This window comes from Pantoea sp. X-Soil-TKNS-1279 (genome assembly GCF_059730565.1).
Genome location: NZ_AP035951.1, coordinates 100,285 through 121,923 on the forward strand (window position 1 = coordinate 100,285; position 21,639 = coordinate 121,923).

Below are 21,639 nucleotides of genomic sequence, written 5' to 3' on the forward strand. Positions count from 1 at the left end.
CAGATTACTCCTGCGTAGCTTGTGCCATAAGGGATGAGGATTTTTCTTCGCGGATAACCGGCTTACCGACGAACCAGAAATAAATACCTGCGCCAAGCACAGAGACAACCGCGGAAATCAGAAACACCAGCGTAAAACTGTGAGTAGCATCGACAATCGCGCCAGCGACCAGCGGTGAAACTGTCGCACCGAGGAAGCCACCGAAATTCTGCACTGCGGCGACAGAGGCTACGGTGCCAGGGGCCGTGACTTCGGCTGGAATCGACCAGGCATGCGCGACTACGCCACCATTAAAACCGAGCGCAAAAGCCATTAAGATCACCGCGACAGTCAGGCCCGCACCTTCACCGAACATGCCATTAAATGGCAGCAGCGCCAGGACGATCGCCTGTAACACCAGCGCACCAATGATGGTGACCTTCTTGGCTTTAAGTGTGCTCCAGCCGGAACGTTCGGAGAGCTTACCTGAAATCACACCGCTCACGAGATCACCGATGATCGCACCAATCCACGGGACGCTGGCGACCAGTCCTAGAGAGGAAAATTTAATCCCAAACTGGTTAATAATATAAAGTGGGATAAAGACCAGGAAAATCTGGTAAACCCACATATTACAAAAGAAACCCGCCATCATGCCCCACATCGTTTGATGTTTGAATAACTCCCTCCAGGGTAAGTTATTTTTTGTAATTATGGGGGTGGCATCATGCTGAATATATTCCCGTTCTTCTTTTGTCAGGGATTTATGTTTCTCAATATCCCGATAGAAGGCAAAAAATATCACTGCGGCAATAATTCCTGCCCCACCGGCAATGAAATACATTTCACGCCAGCCAATTTCTGAAACGATCCAGATCAGTAAAAAGGTAAAGAAGGCCGGTCCTACTTTAAGTGCAGCATCCCAGCTGGCATTGGCGATGCCCTGCTCCTTTTTTGGGAACCAGCGGGTAACAATTTTATTCGTGGCTGGTAAGGAGGGTGCTTCAGCCAGACCGAGCCAGATACGGGCCAGTATAAAGCCAGTAAGCGTATAGGACATACCCATCGCGACTGTCGCGGCACTCCAGATGATCACGGACGCGCCCAACAGGATACGCGGGCTGAAACGATCGACAAACCAGCCGGAAGGTAATTGACCAAATGCATAAGCTAAAGCAAAGGCGCTTCCCAGCAGGCCGATATCCGTAGCGGTGATATGCATTTCAGTTTGCATTACCGGCGCTGCGATAGAAAGCGTCAGGCGGTCAATATTATTAATGATCGCCAGCAGGCACAGTAACCCTAGCACTCCCCAGCGTTGCCGCCCTGGAGGTTTCATGGTCGAGCTTTGTTTTGACAGAGTAAATCCAGACATTTATTTTCTCCTGTAGGGTAGAGAGAATAAGGCTACGTTCTTTATGCCGTAGCCGTTTTATTACGGGAAAATAGTTATTGGTTTTTTATGGCGTCCCAGGCGTGCACCAGATTTATTGCTCTTTGCGAAACCATTCGTGCGTTATCTCCGGCTTTATACAGATTGCTACCAAGCCCGAAAAAATGAATACCGGCTTGGTGATAATCAATAAACTGTCCAGCCTCTATCCCGCCAACCGCGCCTAATGGGATGTCTGAAGGTAGAACTGCGCGCAGCGCATTGATACCACTGGCCCCTATCACGGATGCCGGAAAGAACTTAAGGCCGCTGGCTCCTGCGGCAATCGCCGTAAAAGCCTCGGTCGCTGTCAACACGCCCGGCAGAGATAACATGCCCCGTGAACGGGTTTGCTCAATGACGGCCTTATCGACGTTGGGACTCACGATGATGCCGCCACCACAGTCTGCCAGTCGGTCGACATCATGTGGGTTCAGCACTGTGCCAGCACCGATGAGAATGTTCGAAGGTAATGTTTTTATCAGCCGAGATATGGATTCAAACGGTTGCGGGGAGTTCAGGGGAACCTCAATGATCTCGATTCCCGCTTCGACCAACGCATAGCCAATATCCACCACTTCGTCGGGTTTAACACCGCGCAATATGGCGATAAGCCCCCGCTTAGCACCTGATAAATTTAATTCAGACATGATGTTGCTCCTCCTGCCGCTGCCACAGGGTTTGTGCACTCTGGAACAGCCCGGCGCGTACCGCTTCGTCAGCATCCACCAGGGTGACAGCAAAGCCCGCCAGCGTTAAAGCCTGGCGATAAAGCGCGGTGAGGGAGCCTGATGCAATTAACATTACCTGGTGCTGCGACGTCTGTTGATAGCATGCCGCTACCTCTGCACCTATCAACAATCCCGATAAGCGCGAGGCGCTTGCTGCCGGGGTGCAGTCACTCAGTAAGGTGGTTGAGCGAACAGTGAACAACTGTTGAGTGAGTGATCCCCCACTTAACATCAGCTTCACTGCCGCGATAAACGCCGGAGAGTGTTCATCAATTTCACCGACAGTATCGGCGACCGCGTGGCGCAGGATAGAATGCGTGCTCATCAGGTTGAACAGTTCCCCGGTCATAAACGTGCTAAAACCGGTGACAACTGCATCCTCCAGCGAGACCCATTTGCTGTGAGTGCCGGGCATCACGATCAATCCGTTCTTAAGCTGGCCTGATCGCACTACACCCAACAACATGGTTTCCTCGCCACGCATGACATCGTAAGCCGGTGAACGTTGGCACACGCCTGGCAAGATACGGATGTCTCTTTCGCCAGCAATTCTGATCGGTGACATCAGAAGCTCGTTCACCGTCAGCGGGACCGTGCTGTAACCGGCGTCCTGCCAGCCCTGGCGGGAGCCCGCCATCCCACAAATCAATACCGGCAGGTCGGCTGATGCGCCAAGTTCCGCCAGATGCTGCTCCAGCACGCGTGAAAACGACCGGTCAGCCATACTGCCTAACCCCTGGTGGGTACGCACCTCACTCAGGGTTTTGCCCTGCCCGTCCACCAGCCACAGTCGAAAGCTTGAGGTGCCCCAGTCACAGAGTCCAAATTCCGCAGTGTTGCTCATCTTTATCTCCGGGTTCACATGCTCTGCACCCTGGGTGCAGAGCAAACGGTCAGATACGGCCAAACTCTGCCAGCAGGTCTTCAACGGTTTTGCCCTGCTTCACCCATTCGCGCGTGGCCTGTTCACGCTCAACCTGTTCTTTCGCCAGATTTAAAACGTCTTGCGCATTTTCCTGGGGGATCACCACCACCCCCATCAGGTCAGCCACGATAAAATCGCCAGGTTTTACTAACTGACCGCCGACCGCGATGGGAACGTTGATGGACAGTTCTTCTTTACGCCCGGAAAACATGGTGTGGGTACCGCGAGGCGTGATCGCCCGGCTCCAGATTGGCCAGTTAATATCTTCCAGTTCATCGGTGTCGCGCCCGGCCCCGTCAATGATCATGGCGCGAATCCCACGATTCTGCGCCAGGCCCCCCATCAGCCCCCCGCAAACGGAGGTGTTACCGTCACCGCCGGCATCCACCACGATCACATCACCAGGTTGTCCCATCTCCAGTGCTTTCAATGGATCAACCAGGTCGCCTTTAGAGAGCTGCACGGTAATGGCCTGTCCACAGACTTTGGCGCGGAATGCGGGTTTAATGCCGCTGTCCATCACGCCAGTGCGATACTGCACATCGGCAAAAACCGCAGCAATGGAATAGCTCTGCAATAAAGCGTCAAACTGAGCCAACAGCTCTGGCTGGCGGGTGAAATCATTAAACTGCTTCAGCATGGTCATTTGCTCCTTTGCTGCGAAGCGCAAGGGCTTCGCCATTAACCGGGAATCGTGGTGTTTTGCCTGTCAGCACGCTGGCAACTTCAGTGGCCGCCAACTGGCGTGCGGCACGAATTGATTCTTCGGAGTAGTAGGCCGAATGGGGTGTCACGATGACATTTGGCAGAGAGAAAATCGGGTTGTCCGCAGGATTCCATTGCGCGCGTTTTGCCGGTTCCTCTTCGGGATCGTCCAGTGCCGCACCGGTAATCCAGCCTTCATGCAGTGCGCGGTACAACGTCTGATTATCGATAGTGGGGCCACGTCCGGTATTAATGATTAATGCCCGACGCTTCATGGCTTTGAATTCTGCTTCGCCAAGGAAATGACGGGTATCCGTGGTCATCGGTACCTGCATCATGAAAATGTCGGATTGTGTGATGAGCGTTGCTTTGTTGACCAGTTTCACCTGATGTTGCTGTGCTAATGCAGGATCGATGTAAGGATCGTAGACGATGACATTCACGCCAAAGGCGCGAGCGCGTTCGGCGATTGCCTGGCCAATGCGGCCAAATGAAACAATCCCCATCGTTTGTCCACGCAGGCGATAGACAGGTGCGCCGGATTGCCACTGCCAGATGCCCTGATGTGTGGCGGTATTGTAAGCAAACAGGTTACGGGCCAGAGCCAGCCACATGCTGATGGCATGATCGGCGACTTCCTCGGTGCAGTAATCCCGCACATTTGTTACCAATATGTTGCGATTGGTGGCGGCGTCCACATCGACAATATCGACACCGACACCGTAACGGGCAATCACCTTGCATTGTGTCATGGCGGAGATCACCTTTGCGCCGACACGGGCGTACTGATTCATGATGGCGTCGCAATCACGCGCAGCTTCAACCAGGTCATCCTCAGATTTCGCCTGTAAACCAATAACATCCGCACCTGCGGCATTGAGGATCTCTTCTTCAATGGCAATGTCGCCGTAATCGTAATCAGTAATAACCACCTTAAATCTTCGACTCATCAGACGCTCCTTTAACCAGATTGAGTAGGTTTCGTGGCCAGCATTAGCTGCCGGTTTTGAAAAAAACTAACTGGGATCTGGTGTACCAGTCAAAGAAAAGTTAAAAAAATGTGACCAGGATTGGTTTTTTAGTGATTACGCAGGAATGGGCCAGGTATCCCTGGCTCAGAAGATCAGGAGGATGTCGTCAGGGAAGCCGCGTCGGCGGCGGCAATATCTTCAACGCCGATCTCATAGGTTTCGCGGGTACGGCCTAAATGGCGTTCGAGAATGGTCAGAACTTCTGCGTGCGCATCATTTCTGATGGCAGCAACAATGTCACCATGTTCCTGATAAGAAAGGGATGTGTGCTGAGGTTTTGCAGACAGATGGGTACGTAGCGCCGCAATCTTCGCCGCATAACGCACATAAGAGTTGGTCAGGTAAGCGTTGTCACAGAAATCAAAAAAGCGCTGGTGGAAATCATTATCCAGCTCCAGATAACGGCGAAAATCCCCCTCACTTTGGGCGACATCCATTTGTTTAACCACTGCATCCAATGCATCGGCCAGCCCTTTTGCATTCTGCTGCATAGCCAGAGTGAGTGCCGCGGTTTCAAGAACCTGCCTGAAAGCACAGATTTCGCGGACTTCTCTGGCGCTCAGTGTAAACACCCGCACGCCTGATTGCGGCTTGATCGTAACTAGCCCTTCGTTACTGAGTTGGGCAAGCGCTTCACGAACCGGTGTTTTTGAGACATTCAACTCAGCGGCAACCGTGCGTTCGCTAATGGCTGCACCCAACGGAATATCGCCATGAACTATCAGCTTACGAACGTGATCGGTTACCACCGCTGTCAGTGACTTAGGTCGCTCAAAATCTGCCACGGATGACTCCCTGTTGATGGACGAGATGCCACATTTTAGCGAATCAACTCAGGACAACAATCCTTTTACATTTATTACTGGTTAGTCAGAGGTCGTTAAGATGATGTCTGCGGCCCGGATCATCATCCGCCTCGGGGAATACCATCACTTCAACAGATAAGCCAATGAAAGATTATCGTTAAACGTTATCCTGCCAATTTCAGTCAAAAATGCATCCTCTGCATTTTTGTCATGTCTTGCGATACTGTGATAGCTATAGACAATATTAATCACGTCATCTTCAGTGAAGTTATCATTCAGCACAATACTTGCAGCAATTAGCCACTTTAGTAATAACCATTCCGATATCATCAAATAAAGGTTGGTGAAAAACTCTCTTCCATTCCTCAGTGGGAAAAAATCCTCATACATACGATACTGGATATAGTTACTAAGCAGATGGGGGCGTTCCTGGAACCAGGGGCGTGCTTTATCTTGCCAGATTGTATTTATTCGCTGCATTGTGTCTGCGGAATTGTTGCTTTGCAAATCATGCAATTTTTGCGAATAAAATCGTAGGGTGGACCACCCACGACCTTCATGTTTTGTACCCAGGTATGTTTGCAGTCGAGAAAGGAGTTCGGATTGTAGCTGATAATTCGGATTTAATTCATCAATGCTTTTTCTAATTTGATCGTTATGAATCGCCGTCTGGATATCCTCGAAATAATTTAAAATATTTCCTTCCGGCTCATTGTCTTTTGCCAGTTTATCACGATAAAAGAATAACAAGATGATACCGTAAAAGCCCGCCTCGATGTCTGAACCGCAGGTTAGCATAATGTTGGTGCACATCAGATTGAGCAGACGATCTTGCTCGCTAATGTCTGGTGCATCCAACGCCTCGGGACTTGGCTTGATTTTTTCGCTGTAGAGCATCGCGCCCGGGGTTGTTAACAGTCTTTTTGCCGCCTCCGGGCACGATAAGGTCAGGTTACTTCTGATTTCATATTTATAGCTGGCGTAAAGACGTGGATAGATCGCACAGGTGGTGCTGAGCGCTTTTTCCCCAAGTGACTTATGCACTTTGCACAAGCGCTCTTCATCAAGAAAAGTACAGTTACCATTACTTGTTAATTTTATTTTTCCCCAACGACTCTGACTCTCTTTAGTGGTAATAATATTTTCAACAGCAATATGACGAATTTCAATTGCTTCGCTCTGCATGTATCGATTTACCGTTGATTCATCGAACTCAATATCCCATCCTTTGCAGCAATGGTCGGGGCAGGCACTACCCACACACTGAAACTGGTTGAAAAATACCGGTTCTACAATAACTATCTCTTCCATTAACGCAGCGCTCTCTTCAAAGAAGAAAAAATAACAATGCCCAACGATAGCAACAGGTGAATGAATCGATAGTAGAAAATGATAACCAAATTGCTGCATGTTCTGCTCATAAAATACCGTTTTAGAGTGAGGGGATGCCTGTGGATTTGGCGATATAAAAGGCGGGCGCTGTGTCATTTAACTTGTTTTTAACATTATTGGTGGGGAATAAAGACATGGAAAGGGAATTAAAAGCATATAATGTTAAAGATGACAGGAACCCGGTATCTCAGAAAAGAAAATTATTCTTATCCATTTGGGGCATGCCCGCGGCTTCTGAGTCAATGGCGAATGTTGAAGTCTCTGAATAGCGGGTATACATTTTTAGTTTTTCCCAGCTCGAGGCATTGTCTTGACAGGCGTTAGTTGGGATGTGGCCCTTTCATATCACGAGGGTAGATAATGGATGAACGATGGATGGAAACCGGATGAAGAAAACACACACTCCAACGCCTCATGACGCAGTTTTCAAGACATTCCTGTCCCACCCGACAATGGCACGGGATTTTATGACTCTGCATTTGCCGCCGAAACTATTGAAGATCTGCGATCTGACAACTCTTAAGCTTGAGTCAGGTAGCTTTGTCGAAGATGATCTCAGGCCATATTACAGTGATGTTCTTTACTCGCTCAAAACCAGTCAGGGTGATGGTTATGTTCATGTGTTGATTGAACATCAAAGTTCACCTGACAGATACATGGCATTTCGGCTCATGCGTTACGCCATTGCCGCCATGCAACGTCATCTTGATGCCGGAAACAAAATACTGCCGCTTGTGATCCCCATACTGTTTTACCAGGGGAAACGTAGTCCCTACCCTTATCCGGTAAACTGGCTGGAGTTGTTCAGTGATAGTGAAATCGCTACTGAGCTTTACAGTGGGGATTTCCCTTTAGTCGACATCACCGTCATTCCTGATGATGAAATCATGCAACACCGCAGTATGGCAGCCCTGACTTTGCTGCAAAAACACATTCGCCAGCGCGATCTCAATGAATTTCTTGACCAGCTAGGGAAGCTGATGCTTGAGGAATTTATCACCAGACAACAGGTGCTGGCGCTGGTAAACTATATGCTGCAAACGGGCGAAACGCCCGATGCAGAAGGTTTTATTCGCGAACTGGCCCAACGTTTGCCACAGCATGAGAATGAACTTATGACCATTGCACAACAACTTGAGCAAAAAGGTGAGCAAAAAGGTGAGCAGAAAGGCCTGCAAAAAGGCTTGCAAGAAGGCAAGCAAATCGCTGAGCGCGATACCCGGCTGGAAATCGCCCGCAATATGCTTGAAAGCGGTTTTGACTGGGCATCAGTCATGAAAATGACCGGTCTTACCGAGCAGGATCGTCAGCATATTAAGCACTAATGATGTTGCCCTGCTATCCGGCAGGGTTAAAGTGGTACATAACTTGCCGCAAGTGTAGTGCTGGTGAATCAGCGTTTCACTCCCCGGTAAAAACTGGAAGCACACGGTATTGAGCCTTGTGCCGACGATGCCTGGCAGCATTGGTCTTTTGTCCGTTATCTTTGCCGGTATGATTAATTACTTCTCCGTCTTACATTGCTGAATTATCGTCAGCCAACAGCATGTTTTATCTTTTCGTTACGGCATGAATGACAGTCATGCCCAATGCGTTGCTTCTTTTAGTGATGGTAATGACGTTGCCGCCATACACATTACCTGCCGGATAACACACTTTGATTTTTTCTTCCAAATCAGGATCGTACAGGCGAGCGCCTGAACAGCTATGGCGTCCAGCGGAATCATACTCATAAGGGGTGGAGTAAGTGCTGACCTGTCCTGGAAGTAACCACGTCAGTGTGGTGAGCAGAAAATAACTGACCATGCAAAGGAGAAGAACCACACCGGAATACAATTTAATATAATCCTTCGCTGTATGTGGTTTGGCACCTGTTCCCCATTTAATCATCGCAAAGAGCAATGGCACGGCTAATAATAAACTGGATAACAGCATGTTCCTGATAGTTAATGGTCTCAGGAACGTCTCCCGATCAATCTCATATTGCCAGGTGAAAAAGCCAAAGATGCATCCCAACACAATGAGTGTGATGGAAAATAATTTAGGATATGAGGATGTCATCATTTTTTGCTACCTTCCGTGGTCATATTCGTCGCTTTACCATACAAATCGTGCTATCGGGCGGGTCCAGAGAACATCGGTTCGCCACCCCTCCATGAATCCCATTTTTTCCCATGTTACGCAATCAGGACGTTGTGCCATGAGGTTGTCCAGCTGTTCTTTCAGCCCATCACTCCACGATACCTGGTCGGAGAGATATTTGAGTATGGCCAGACGGCAGTAGAGGGTGTTCTTACGTGAAACGTGGTGCTTGCTGTTCAGACTGAACATGCGCGCGATTTCACGTTGATCTCTGACGGATAATCCCGCATAAGCACTGGACCAGTTGCCAAACGTCAATCACTGGTCGGCTCATCACGCCATACCAATGGTACTCCAACAAACGTGTGGGTACAGCATCGGCAAGTCACGGGAATATCCTCTGCTGTAATGTGCGGATTAACCTGTTGAAGGATTCTGTTCTCGTCTACATACAGACCCGGAAAAAAGGCGAAATCCCCACACCGGACATAGTCCCGCTGTTGATGCTCATGCAACGCCACCATCCAGAAAATGGGATCGGGCCTGTCGAGTCGGCTGTTGGCTTCACTGAAAACATCATCCCACTGTTGACCCACTTTACTCATCAGAAAGTTAAACAATGGCGTGTAGTCCAGGCCACGTTGCTGTTTACCGCGCATAGATTCGCGTTGGGGTAACAGATCATCTGCAAGCTTTTTCCTGTGTCTGCCATGACGGTATTCCGCACCGGGATTGTTCGAATGATGCCGCGTAGTGGTATTGACTCTGCGGTAGAGTTTTTTGGCGTGATTGTCGTGCAATGTCATTCCTTTCAATGTCGCTAACGTATTAATGCCGAACTGAAGTTGACACAACGAGTTTTCCTCCCTCAACCAAAGGCAGCGTCACCATCACCGACAATCCCCCGCCGGCCCGCTGGCTGACACTGAGATCCCCGCCATGTTGCTGGGCAATCTGGCGTGCGATAGCCAACCCCAGGCCCGAACCGTTGTGCCGGGCTGCCGCGCCTTTACCCCGGTGGAAGGGTTTAGTAATCAGCAACAATTCTTCCTCTGTAACGCCGGGACCACGATCCTGTACCGCAATCTTTGCGACATCACCTTCCCGCCAACTGGCGACTTCAAGTCCGGTCCGACCATATTTGGCGGCGTTTTGCATCAGGTTTGTCAACAGGCGCATCATGCTGACGGGACGAAAATAGCACACCGGGAGCGGCGTCAGGGACAGGGTAAAGTGTAGGCCCAGGCCGGTAAAATCATAATTCAGTTCGGTAATCATCTGATTAATGTCACCAGGCTGACTCAGCTCAGTGGCGCTGCCGCGGGCATAATCAATGAATTGCTGGAGAATAGTATCCACATCCTCGAAGTACCGGCCAACATCATCCGGGTTAGCGCTTCCCTGCCCGCCGATTGCCATCGCCAGCCGCAATTTGGTCAGCGGAGTGCGCAGGTCGTGAGAGATTCCGGCCAGCATCTGCGCGCGGGCATTTTCCATCTCGGCCAGACCATCCAGCATGCGGTTAAATGTCAGGCTGACCGTCCTGATTTCGCTCGGTCCTTCCGGCGATAACGGGCGCGGCCATCCTCCCTTCCCTACATCAGTGGCAGCCTGCGCCAGGGAGGTCAGCGGGCGGTTGATGCGCCGTTGCAGGCCATAGGCCGTCAGCAATGCCAGCAGGGCCAGTCCCACTGACAGCAGAATCGCACTGATCAGGCTGGAAAGGTGGTTCGACGGTTCAACCGCCAGCGCCACCCAATATGGCTGGCCGGCGATCTGTACCTCCACCCATAATTTTTTTTCGGGGGCCAGTTCCCAGCGCAGCGGTATGCCGGGCGGAAGTTGCTGGTGCAGGCTATCAAGAAAGACTTTGAGATAATAACGGCGATAGAAACCCGCCAGCCCCAGCGTGGGGATTTCGATCAGATGAGCCGGTGGTTGAATGACGCCCCCCACCGCCTGGGCATAACGATCGCGATCCGTGGCCGGTACCGTTGCCAGCAGCTTATCGAGCATGATGATCTGCGAGGCAATGAGCGAGGCGGCATCATTCACCCTGGGCTTCTGGATAAAAACCAGAAACACCGTGAACGTGGTGATTTGCGTCAACGTCACCAGCAATATCAGCAGGACACTGTTGCGTGCCAGCAGTGAGCGGGGCCAGAATTTTTTCACGTTTCGCTATCTACGATCAGCATGTAACCCATCCCCCACACGGTTTTCAACCAGCGAGGTTCGGAAGGCTGCGCCTCGAGTTGCTGGCGCAGGCGTAACATCTGCACATCAACACTTCTGTCCAGCGCTGCATATTCGCGTCCTCTGGCGCGGCTCAGCAGGTTCTCGCGGCTGACGGGCCGGTTAGGTGTGGTGGCCAGCGCAATCAGTAAATTCATTTCGGCAGAATTCAACGCCAGCAACTGATCTTCGCGGTACAGCGTTTGCCGCGTGATATCAAGACGGTAAGGGCCAAAGCAGACCGCCCCCGAACCTGCGGGTGTTTCACCCTGCAGCAACGCCTGACGCCGGAAGATCGCTTTGATGCGTGCCACCAACTCCTGCGGCAGAAAAGGCTTGGCGAGATAGTCATCAGCACCGGTTTCCAGACCGATCACCCGATCTACCGGATCGCCGCGCGCCGTTAACATCAGAATGGGCAACGTGAAGTTTGCTGCCCGCAGGCGACGGCAAACGGACAGGCCATCTTCCGGTTCCATCATCAGGTCAAGCACCAGCAGATCAAAGGGTTCACGTTGCAAAAGACGGTCGAGCCGGGCGCCATTTTCTGCCGTCCTGACGTCAAATCCCTGATCGCGCAAATAGCGTTGCAGCATGCTGCGCAGTTCATTTTCATCGTCAAGGACCAGTATTTTCTTTGCCTTGTGCTCGGTTTTCGCGTCACTCATAGGTCATTCACCCCTGATGAACAGGCTTCCGGCGCGCTTGCCAGGCCTCTTGTGCACGTTGCAAAACGACATAAAAACAAGGGACCAACAGGATGGCAAGCAACGTCGCTGACAACATCCCGGAAAAAACGGTAATCCCCAGCGATTTTCTGGCACTGGCGCTGGCGGCGCTGGAGAATATCAGCGGTATAACGCCCAGCGTAAAGGCCAGCGAGGTCATAATAATCGGGCGGAAACGCGTCCTGGCTGCCGTCAGTGCCGCATCGATGATGCTGCTACCGGCCAGACGTTGCTGGCGGGCATATTCGACAATCAGGATCGCATTTTTGGCAGCAAGCCCAGCCAGCAGCAGCACGCCAATCTGCGTATACAGATTGTTAGCGATATTCAGCGCTAACAATGTGATCGCTGTGCCTGATAATGCAAGCGGGACACCGAGGATCACGCTGACGGGCAACCAGTAGCTTTCATATTGTGCAGCCAGCACCAAATAAACCAGCAGCAGTGACATGGCGAACGCAAGATAGATACGGTTCCCGGCGACGTTTTCCTGATACGACATATCGGTCCACGACAGGCTGATATCCGGCGGCAGTGTGGCTTTTGCCAGCGCGCTCACTGCCTGCATTGCCGCACCGGTACTGTAACCCTGAGCGGGCATACCATTGAGGGTGGCCGACGGATTAAGATTATATAAAGAAGCCACCGCAGGCCCTTCTGTCGGGGTGAAACTGACCAGGGTTGCCAGCGAAACCGGCTCGCCGCTGGCATTTTTTACCGTCAGCGCCGAGATTTGTTGTTGCAGGCGGCGCTGGTCAGACTGCGCCTGAACGTACACTTTCACGCTATGGTTTTCACGGCTGATTTGATTGACATAGCTGGCCCCGAGATATTGTTGCATGGCATCGAAGGCATCACCCGGTGAGACGCCCATCGCTGCCGCGCGCGTTCTGTCCAGCGTGACATTGATCTGCGGTACGTTCGCACGCAGTGTACTGAACATCCGCGACACTTGTGGCAGTGCCATCGCCTGCCGGACAAAATTGTCACTTACCTGCTGCAAATGCTGATAGTGACGTTGTCCGTTAGTTTCGCTCAGCACCATCTGCATACCGCCCCCGTTACCTACGCCCTGAATCGGCGGCGGCACAATCACCAGCGCATTGGTATCGGGAATTTTCGCCAGTTGTTTATTCAGGTTGCTGTAGATAGAACGCAGATCCTGGTGTCTGCCACGCTGATTCCACGGTTTCAGGGTGACGTAAATCAGAGCCGCGTTGGACAAGGACGCATTGTTGTCGAGCGGTGAAAGTCCGCCAATCACGACGGCATGATCCACCCCCGGTTGCTGCCCCAACACCTGCTCTACCCGCTGCGTCACGCTGGCGGTTTGTTCCAGCGAGGCGGCGTCCGGCAGTTGCAGCGACACCAGCAGATAGCCCTGGTCTTCCAGTGGAATAAATCCGGTCGGGATGCTGAAAAAGGCCGCCAGTGTCAGCGCGATGACCAGCAGACCGCCGATAAACGCCGCTTTGCTATGGCGGATCAAGCGGCGAATGCCGTTGAGATAGGCGTTTTCCAGCCACGCGAACACCTGATTGAACTTGCGGTAAATCCAGGGTTTGCTGCCACTGTTAGCGGGTCGCAGCCACTGCGCGCTTTGTACCGGTTTTAACGTCAGGGCATTGAGGGCGCTGAGTAAGGTGGTCACGGCGATCACCAGCGCAAACTGACGATACATCTGGCCGCTGAGGCCGGGTAAGAAACTGGCCGGAAGATACACGGCGACCAGCACCAGCGTGATGGAGATGATCGGCGGCAACAGTTGACGCATGGCACGTAGTGTCGCCTCGCGGGGTGCATATCCCTGTTCGATATGATGACTCACCCCTTCTACCACCACGATTGCATCATCAATAACGATACCAATCGCCAGCACGATGGCAAAAAGCGTCAGCAGATTGATGGAAAACCCCATCAGATAGATGGCACCGAATGTTCCGATAAGGGTGACCGGCACGGTGGTGGCAGGCACCAGCACGGCACGCCAGTTTTGCAAGAAAACCACGATCACCAGTAACACCAACAGCCCGGCAATCAGCAACGTGCTGTAGACATCATTGACCGAACTCTTGATAAAGGTGGTAGTGTCAAAAGGCAGCGCATAATGCATGTCTGCTGGCATCCGGGCAGACAATTTCTGCATCTCCGCCGCAACCGCGTTGCCGACCTCCAGCGCGTTAGCATCCGGGAGTTGCGAAATGGCAATCCCTGCCGCAGGTTTACCGTCCATAGTGAAAAACTGCGCGTAGCTTGATGAGCCCAGCTCGGCATGGCCCACATCCTGTAAACGCACCAGTCTGCCGCCGTCCTGGGTGCTGCTTTTGATAACGATCTGATTGAACTGGCTGGCATCGCTCAGCAGGCCATTAACGTTAAGCGTCAGCTGCATCTGTTGATCATTGTTAGCGGGTGGCGCGCCCAGTTGCCCGGCGCTGACGCTGCGGTTTTGCGCTTTGATGGCGTTAATTACGTCATCCGGCACCAGGCCATATTGCTGCATACGCGCGGCATCCAGCCAGATGCGAATACTGTAATCTCCGGTGCTGAAGACCGTGACATCCCCCACGCCGGGGATCCGCGCGAGTGAGTCGCGCAAATGGTTGGTGGCATAGTTGCTTAAAAACAACGAGCCCTGGTTTGGGTCAGAAGATTGCAGGCTGTACAACTGCAAAATTGCCGTCGACCTTTTACGTACCGTCACCCCCTGCTGCTGCACCGCATCCGGTAATTGGGAAAGCGCCGCCTGAACACGGTTCTGCACCAGGATCTGTGCCTGATTGCTGTCGGTGCCGATGGCAAAGGTGATATTCAGGGTGTAGGTGCCATCATTGCCGGTGGTCGATTTCATATACAGCATGTTCTCGACGCCATTCACCTGCTGCTCGATAGGAAACGCCACCTGATCCTGCAAGGTTTGCGCGTTCGCACCGGGATAGTGGGTCACCACCTGAACAACTGGCGGCGTAATGGCGGGATATTGCGCTACCGGCAACGCCCACAAAGCCACAGCGCCGAGGATCAGGATGATCAATGACAGCACGTTGGCAAAAACCGGCCGGTCGAGAAAGAACTTAATCATGCTGACTTTGCGCCTCGTTGCTGACGTTGACTTTTTTGCCGACCAGATCCGGGCGCGCATAGGTCAGGACGCGTTGTGTGGTGTCATTTGCACTGAGCAAAATGACATGTTCATCACTGCCGGGAGCGGTGTTAATCCTGAGCTGGCTGACCGTGCCATCCGGGGACACCGGGAAAATGCTGCCGTCCTTCACGGCCGTCACCGGGAGCTGCCACGGGCTGTCCGGCGTTGCCGCATGCAGAGTGACCTGGACAAACATGCCCGGCAGCAGGTTAACCGGCGGCTGGTGCAGGGTCGCCCTCAGGGTGATATTGCCGCTGGCGCTGTCGAGCTGGTTATCGACAAAATCGATGGTGGTATGCAGCGGCTTATTCAGACCGGGAACCTGGATATCCACCGGCTGATGTTCCACCGCATCGCTGCGTGCCGCGATAATGCCGAAACGCGTCGCGTCTGACTGGTTCAGGCTGAAAGTGACATACAGCGGGTCGATTTTATTCAGTGTGGCTAACACGGTGTTACCGCTGCTGCCGACCAGATTACCCACATCGACAGTGCGTCGCCCAATGCGCCCGGTAAACGGGGCGGTAATCCGCGTATAGCCGAGGTTAATTTGCGCAATGTCCCGTTGCGCCTGTGCCTGATCGCGGGCCGTCTGTGCGTTTTGCAAGTCTGACAGAGAAATAACATGTGACGGATAGAGCGCCTGGTCCCGGTCCGTTTCACGCTGATTATTCACCAGCGTGGCCTGGTCCGAATTAAACTGCGCCTGTAAGGTGGAAGAGTCCAGGGTGAACAACACCTGACCAGCATGAACGATATCGCCGTCCCTGAAGTTAACAGATTGCAGTGTCGCGGCGACACGCGCCACAATCTGCACCTGCTCAGAAGCACTCAGCGTGCCTGTGACGGTGGTTGACGGATCAAACGTGAGTTTTTGCGGCACACTCACCGACACGGCGGGAACGGGTTGCGGGTGAGCGTTTTGCTGTGGCTTGCACCCCGCCAGTGCACAGCCCGCCATCACCAGCAGCCCGAATCGGCATGCCACACTAAGTATCTTCATGGATAGCACGTTCATCAGCCAGGTTATTTTTTCGCAGCCATAAATGCGCTGAGTTGTGCGAAGGTGATATAGCCTTTTTTCGCCGTATCTATTTCAGAAAAATGCTGCGCAACGCGGGGCATGCCGGCCTGCGCTTCAGCCAGGGTTAACTTGCCATCATGATTGGTGTTCGCTGCATTGAAGCGATTTTGCATCAGTTGCGCGAATGCGGCGGTCGGTGCGGCGTTGGCCGCGCTCATAAAGACCAATCCTGCCACCAGAATCAGAAACTTTTTCATTTGTTACCTCGATTAACCGTTAAAGAAAGCATAAAGGGATGTGAGGAAATTCACGGGGAGGAGAATATAAAAAAGCCGCGTCGGCAGGGGTTATCAATTGTTCCAGACTTATGTCATCGCATGTCATGGAGAGGCAAGCTAACGCTTTTGATCTGCTGTTTTACGAGGGGAAAAGGTAAAATGACGCAGGTCGTGACCTTATTTTTTCCGCCAACAGTGACAGGAAGATGCAATGAAACCCTATTTCACCTCAGTCGAGCTAGAAAAGGCTTACCGCCTGATAAATCATGGGCCTGCAACACTGGTATCCTCCAGCCATGATGGCATTGAAAACGTTATGGCGGCGTCCTGGGTTTGTGGTCTGGATTTCACCCCAGCCAAACTGACGGTGGTGCTGGATAAATCCGCCTATACCCGCCAGTTAATTGAGAAGAGCAACAAGTTTGTTATTCAGGTTCCGAATGCCAAACAGGCGGAAATGGTGCACTACCTCGGAACCCATTCAAAAGCCAACGAGCAGGACAAACTTTCTCACAGCGATGTCGAGTGTTTTTATGTTGAGGGGATTGATCAACCTTTTGTCAGCGGCTGCTCCGCCTGGTTGTATTGCGAACTGATTCCGCTGGAAGCGAATCAACGCGATCACGATCTGTTTATCGGCGAAGTCAAAGCAGCATGGGCCGATAGCCGTATTTTCCAGGATGGACACTGGTTGTTTGAATCGGCCGGGGATGAGTGGCGAAGTTTGCATTACATCGCGGGAAAACACTTTTATAAAATTGGTGAAGTGCTGGACGTCGAGTAGCCAGACATCTTATTCATGGGGACGATCTCGCCAGACCGGCTGGCAAGATCATCTCAATGCGAGATTCGTTACCAACCCGCATACGCCTGGATTTCTTCACGCGTGACCTGTGGGGCATGGCGTATGGCGAGCGAGAGTTTTTCGACCGCATAGGCCATCTCATCCTGATTGATGATTAACGGCGGCGTAATTTCCAACACATTCCCCCCGACGTAGTACACCACCAGTCCCTCTTTCCATGCCTGGTACACGACTTTTTGCGCCAGCGCACGGTCCGGTTTTTTGCTGCCGTCCGGAACGACTAACTCGACTCCGATTGCCAGGCCATGTCCACGGACATCACCGATCTCCGGGATATCCTGCGCCAGCTCGCGCAGCAGTTGCATAAAATAGCGTCCGGCCTGCGCCGCCCGCTGTGGCAGTTCTTCGCTTTGCAGCACACGCAACACGGAGCGGCCCACCGCAGTACAAATCGGATTGCCCGCCGTGGTCAGCAATGCATGCGCAGCGGGACCGCCGAGGATCTCTTTGGGCCCCACGGTAGCAGAGAGCGGTAAACCGCCACCGATCACTTTGCCAAAGGTGACGATTTCCGGGGTGATGTTCTCATGCTGGAATGCATGCATCAGTCCGGGTCGTCCCAGTCCCATTTTTACTTCATCGCAAATCAGCGGCACACCCGCGTTAATGCACAACCGATGTAACCCCGATAAAAAGCCTTTTGGTGGCACCACCATGCCGCCATCCGACAGAATCGGTTCGACGATGACACAGGCGACATCGCCTTTATCGAGTTGTTCTTTAACTTCCAGCAGGCTGGCACTGACTGCCGCTGCGCCTGCATCATCGCTGCGGAAAGGATTGGGATAGGTGGCGAGATAGAGGTCAGGATCGGCAGCGTTGCCTGCCGAGATATGTACGCCGGACACCTTCATCGCCAGCCCGATGCCGCCGTGATAGCCATGCGCAAACGCCACTACTTTACGTTTGCCGCTGGCGAGTCGGCAGGCGCGCAGCGCCACATCATTGGCATCGCTACCGGCATGGCCGAGATAGACACAGCGATCGCCACTGCCGGGGGTGATCGCCAGCAACTCCTCCGCCAGCCCAACCGAATCCGGATGAACGGCAGACAATCCCCCCGCCCCGGCTGGATTCTGTGCTGCCTGGGTGATGGCAGCCGTAATCGCCGGGTGTCCATGCCCCAAACCGGATGCGGTCCAGGTGGCTGACAGGTCGAGTAACTTTCGGCCACCGGCTTCAGTCAGCCAACATCCCTGCCCGGAAGTAATCGCTAACGGAAAAAAGCGTAACTTCTCGATACCGGCGACTGACTGGGCGTCGCGTTGATACAGCGCGGCGGCTTCGGGTGGAAAAATGTCCTGACTCATACCCACTCCTTCTGTGTCGTGGCGGTTGTCACCGTTTCCGCAGGCGTAACAAACTCTGACGCCAGAGAGAGCCCGATATTGCGCACCAGTTTTGGCACAGAGATGATGATGATCATCCCGGCAATGCACCAGTAAAACGCCACCAGTGCCGGGCTAAACAGTTCTTCCTGCCCTACCACGTTGTAATACAACGACACCACCATAATGACGATGCCGAGTAGCGGCAGGATCAGTTCCCATTTCGGGATGTTCTGGCTCATGCGGGTGATAAAATTGATCACCCCAACTTCAATCATCAGATAGGTGATCATCAGGCAAACTGAGCCGATGATCGCAAAGTAGAAGTACGCATCAATCGCGCTATTGCCGGTGCCCATCGCCGGTTTACCGCTCAGCCAGGCCACGACATCGATCAGCAGGCTGACTACCAGTACCAGCGTTAGCGCGTTACGAGGTTGATGATTTTTTTCTGACACCTGCGCGAAGCATGCCGGGCCGAACCCATCGCGGGCGAGGGCAAACAGCAGACGGCTGGAGGTGGCCGCGGCCGATAAATTCGCCGCGAAGGCCGACATCATGGCGGTAAACAACATCGCTAATGAGAATGCGGTGCCGACGTAAGTTTGCGACAGCGTCCCCAGCGAGTTCGCTGAGTTTTTGAAGGCAGTTAAACCCGATTCGCTGGTACCAAAACCGAGTGTCTGCACATACATCATGCCGACAAACAGCACCCCGGTCAGCAGGATAGAACCCAGCAGGGCCAGCGGGATATTGCGTTTGGGATTTTCCGTCTCTTCACCCAGGGTGGCGCAGGCCTCAAAACCAGCCCAGGAGAGGAAAGCAGCGACCACGCCCGCCATCACCGCCTGAAAACTAACGCCATTCAGACTAAACAATGAGGCATGTTCTGTGCCGGTCGCAGGCTGGTGCACGACAATCACCGCCGCCAGAATTAACATCAATACAATCCCGATGCCCTCAATCACCATCAGCACGCGGGCCACGGTCTGTCCATCTCGCGAATTCAGGATCCAGCTAAATATCACCCCGACCGCCGCGGTGACAATCCACGGGATCTGAAAACCTGACGTGGGGAATAATGCGGCCAGAAAGGCGTTGGTAAATGCGCCCAGTGCCGCCAGCGTGGCAATCGAGAAGAACAGATAGGTGCCCATAATGGCGAAACCGGAAAAGAACCCGGCACGCGGGCCGATGGTTTTTCCCACCAGGCCGTATGCGCTACCGGCGTGATTATAAAAACGCGTCAAACGGATAAAACCATAGGCAATTAACGCGACCCCGATCAGACCGAGCACAAACACAATCGGCAGCGCTTTGCCTACTGAGTCGATCAATCCCTGCGCATTGCCCGACATAGCCAGCGTCGGTCCCACCATCCCCAGCGAGAGCGCCAGCGCTTCCCACAGTTTTAAACTTCGCTTTTTATTTGGTGCATGGTTCATCTTCATCACCCTCATACGACGTGATTGATTAGCGAGATGTGTTATGGGTTTCCCCGGTATTGGTAAGGCTTAAACCGACCATGCAAAGCGGAATTTTTCCGTGATGGTCTTTAACGGCATATGTCCCCAGGTATCCTGTTCGTGCTGACGCACAGCGATCAGTGCCCCCAGCGATTCCGGCGGCAACATCGATTGCGCCAACGGACTTTGTGCGAGACGCGTTAAGGCATCGCTGTGGGAGGTGATCAGTCGATGGATATGTTGCTCATGGCGCTGCGCTTCAGAGAGATCGGCAGGGGCCGATTGTGTAGGTTGTGGCAGCGGCAGCGCGGCGTTCAGTCCCGCCAGCGCCATCCCCAGCACTGCGCCACAGGCGATATAGGGGTTGGCGGAAGGATCGATACACTTCACTTCAAGGTGCGCGCCATAGGGGTTGCCCTGATTTGCCGCACAGTAACGCACCGCAGCTTCCCGGTTTTCCAGTCCCCAGCAGGCATACGCGCCTGACCAGTGCCCAGGTTGCAGGCGATCGGCGGACAGCACTGACGGGGCCAATAACGCCACCAGTTCCGGCAGATGCCGAACAATCCCGGCCAGCAGGCTGCCTCCCGCATCGGTGATACCGTAGCTACCGCTACCGCTACCGCCTGCCAGCAGCGGCTGGCCCTCACGGGTAAAGGAGAAGTGCAGATGTGCGCCGTTACCAGCATCATGCTCAAACGGCCTGGGAGAGAAACTGACCCGCAACTTGTGTTGACGTGCGATGCGGCCCAGCAAAATACGGGTCAGCACCAGGCGATCGATGGCCGTAACCGGATTGGCCGGGGCCAGTGATAATTCAAACTGGCGAGTGCCATATTCGGCATGAAATTGCTCAAGGCCGACACCGGCTTCTTCAAGAGTTTTGACGAGATCATTGACCATCGCTTCATGTGCCAGCAGCCCGCCCATACCGTAGGCGTGCCATTCGTTATCCTGCTGATCGTCCTGTTCTGGTAACAAAAAGAACTCAAGCTCACCGGCTGCGAGGGTTTCAATGCCCTGCTGTTGCAAGGCCGCAACCTGTCGGCGTAGAAAATGGCGACTACACCAGGCAGCGTGCTCCCCTTCCTGTTCAAACACATCAACCGGCGCCCAGCAAAAACCATCCGGTAATGTCACCAGCGCGGCGAGGTCGGCACGCAGACGATGATCGCCAACCGCCGAGAATGCCGGGATCCAGGCGATGGCATTATCGGCGCAGAATAATGCCCAGGAGGGTGATGCCCCCACCCCTGACTGACAGAGCGTTTTCAGTCGGTTAACCGGAACGGATTTGCCACGGATAACGCCAGCGGAATCCACCAGTGAAGCAAACAAGGTCGTGACACCGAGTGCCCTGAGCCTTTCACTTTCACTCTGTAAATCAATGGATTCTTCGTCGATGATTACGGATTGCTTGCCCATTAAACCGAGAACTCCCGTCATAGTTGGTTTGAGATACGCCCCTTGCTATTTTTTTATGTATG

General features: G+C 53.0%; 19 protein-coding genes. 2 read left to right on the forward strand and 17 right to left on the reverse strand.

Going from position 1 to position 21,639, the window contains the following annotated elements; translation table 11 throughout:
• Positions 1-4: 4 nt before the first annotated feature.
• From AC6I8N_RS25055 to fliB, 7 genes are all read right to left on the reverse strand, one after another.
• Entirely contained in the window at positions 5-1,354 is a 1,350-nt protein-coding gene (locus tag AC6I8N_RS25055) for an MFS transporter (RefSeq protein ID WP_021183937.1), read from the reverse strand.
• Positions 1,355-1,428: 74 nt separating this feature from the next.
• Entirely contained in the window at positions 1,429-2,061 is a 633-nt protein-coding gene (locus AC6I8N_RS25060) for a 2-dehydro-3-deoxy-6-phosphogalactonate aldolase (protein ID WP_497831522.1), read from the reverse strand.
• Complete coding sequence (locus AC6I8N_RS25065) at positions 2,054-2,986, reverse strand: 2-dehydro-3-deoxygalactonokinase (RefSeq protein WP_497831523.1); 933 nt, start codon at positions 2,984-2,986, stop codon at positions 2,054-2,056. Before AC6I8N_RS25065 ends, AC6I8N_RS25060 begins: the two co-directional genes overlap by 8 nt.
• 49 nt (positions 2,987-3,035) lie before the next feature.
• On the reverse strand, positions 3,036-3,707 hold the full coding sequence (locus AC6I8N_RS25070) for an RraA family protein (protein ID WP_021183940.1): 672 nt from the start codon (positions 3,705-3,707) through the stop codon (positions 3,036-3,038).
• Positions 3,691-4,722: a C-terminal binding protein gene (locus tag AC6I8N_RS25075; protein ID WP_497831524.1), complete on the reverse strand. Its 1,032-nt coding sequence runs from the start codon at positions 4,720-4,722 to the stop codon at positions 3,691-3,693. Before AC6I8N_RS25075 ends, AC6I8N_RS25070 begins: the two co-directional genes overlap by 17 nt.
• Before the next feature lie 173 nt (positions 4,723-4,895).
• A complete protein-coding gene (locus tag AC6I8N_RS25080; RefSeq protein ID WP_021183942.1) occupies positions 4,896-5,588 on the reverse strand; it encodes a GntR family transcriptional regulator in 693 nt (230 codons plus the stop codon).
• Between the two features lie 144 nt (positions 5,589-5,732).
• Positions 5,733-7,019: a flagellin lysine-N-methylase gene (gene fliB, locus AC6I8N_RS25085; protein ID WP_497831525.1), complete on the reverse strand. Its 1,287-nt coding sequence runs from the start codon at positions 7,017-7,019 to the stop codon at positions 5,733-5,735.
• 368 nt (positions 7,020-7,387) lie between these two features.
• Between fliB and AC6I8N_RS25090 the strand changes: the two genes are divergently transcribed.
• The gene (locus tag AC6I8N_RS25090; protein WP_497831526.1) at positions 7,388-8,326 is read left to right on the forward strand and encodes an Rpn family recombination-promoting nuclease/putative transposase; all 939 of its coding nucleotides are present in this window, start codon (positions 7,388-7,390) and stop codon (positions 8,324-8,326) included.
• Between the two features lie 226 nt (positions 8,327-8,552).
• Here the strand turns inward: AC6I8N_RS25090 and AC6I8N_RS25095 are convergent, their stop codons facing one another.
• The 7 genes from AC6I8N_RS25095 to AC6I8N_RS25125 form a co-directional block, all read right to left on the reverse strand.
• Positions 8,553-9,065: a hypothetical protein gene (locus tag AC6I8N_RS25095; protein WP_497831527.1), complete on the reverse strand. Its 513-nt coding sequence runs from the start codon at positions 9,063-9,065 to the stop codon at positions 8,553-8,555.
• Between the two features lie 332 nt (positions 9,066-9,397).
• Complete coding sequence (locus AC6I8N_RS25100; RefSeq protein WP_208727106.1) at positions 9,398-9,889, reverse strand: hypothetical protein; 492 nt, start codon at positions 9,887-9,889, stop codon at positions 9,398-9,400.
• A 22-nt stretch (positions 9,890-9,911) separates the two neighbouring features.
• Positions 9,912-11,258: an ATP-binding protein gene (locus AC6I8N_RS25105; RefSeq protein ID WP_497831528.1), complete on the reverse strand. Its 1,347-nt coding sequence runs from the start codon at positions 11,256-11,258 to the stop codon at positions 9,912-9,914.
• Positions 11,255-11,986, reverse strand: a complete 732-nt coding sequence (locus tag AC6I8N_RS25110) for a response regulator (protein ID WP_497831529.1) — start codon at positions 11,984-11,986, stop codon at positions 11,255-11,257. The genes AC6I8N_RS25105 and AC6I8N_RS25110 overlap by 4 nt, the downstream gene beginning before the upstream one ends.
• Positions 11,987-11,993: 7 nt before the next feature.
• Positions 11,994-15,128 (reverse strand): efflux RND transporter permease subunit, encoded by a 3,135-nt coding sequence (locus AC6I8N_RS25115; protein ID WP_497831530.1) that lies wholly within the window; start codon positions 15,126-15,128, stop codon positions 11,994-11,996.
• Positions 15,121-16,194, reverse strand: a complete 1,074-nt coding sequence (locus AC6I8N_RS25120; protein WP_497831531.1) for an efflux RND transporter periplasmic adaptor subunit — start codon at positions 16,192-16,194, stop codon at positions 15,121-15,123. Before AC6I8N_RS25120 ends, AC6I8N_RS25115 begins: the two co-directional genes overlap by 8 nt.
• A 23-nt stretch (positions 16,195-16,217) precedes the next feature.
• Positions 16,218-16,472, reverse strand: a complete 255-nt coding sequence (locus AC6I8N_RS25125) for an EF-hand domain-containing protein (protein WP_208726960.1) — start codon at positions 16,470-16,472, stop codon at positions 16,218-16,220.
• A 232-nt stretch (positions 16,473-16,704) separates the two neighbouring features.
• Here AC6I8N_RS25125 and AC6I8N_RS25130 point away from each other — a divergent pair, with 232 nt between their 5' ends.
• Positions 16,705-17,277 carry a flavin reductase family protein gene (locus AC6I8N_RS25130; protein WP_497831532.1) on the forward strand — a complete coding sequence of 191 codons (573 nt, stop codon included), beginning with the start codon at positions 16,705-16,707 and terminating at the stop codon, positions 17,275-17,277.
• Positions 17,278-17,345: 68 nt separating this feature from the next.
• Here AC6I8N_RS25130 and AC6I8N_RS25135 read toward each other — a convergent pair whose 3' ends face one another.
• From AC6I8N_RS25135 to AC6I8N_RS25145, 3 genes are all read right to left on the reverse strand, one after another.
• Positions 17,346-18,668, reverse strand: coding sequence for an aspartate aminotransferase family protein (locus AC6I8N_RS25135; protein ID WP_208726958.1), 1,323 nt, complete (start codon positions 18,666-18,668; stop codon positions 17,346-17,348).
• Positions 18,665-20,131 carry an APC family permease gene (locus AC6I8N_RS25140; RefSeq protein ID WP_497831533.1) on the reverse strand — a complete coding sequence of 489 codons (1,467 nt, stop codon included), beginning with the start codon at positions 20,129-20,131 and terminating at the stop codon, positions 18,665-18,667. Before AC6I8N_RS25140 ends, AC6I8N_RS25135 begins: the two co-directional genes overlap by 4 nt.
• Before the next feature lie 69 nt (positions 20,132-20,200).
• Positions 20,201-21,577, reverse strand: a complete 1,377-nt coding sequence (locus AC6I8N_RS25145; RefSeq protein ID WP_497831534.1) for a type I glutamate--ammonia ligase — start codon at positions 21,575-21,577, stop codon at positions 20,201-20,203.
• Positions 21,578-21,639: the final 62 nt, after the last annotated feature.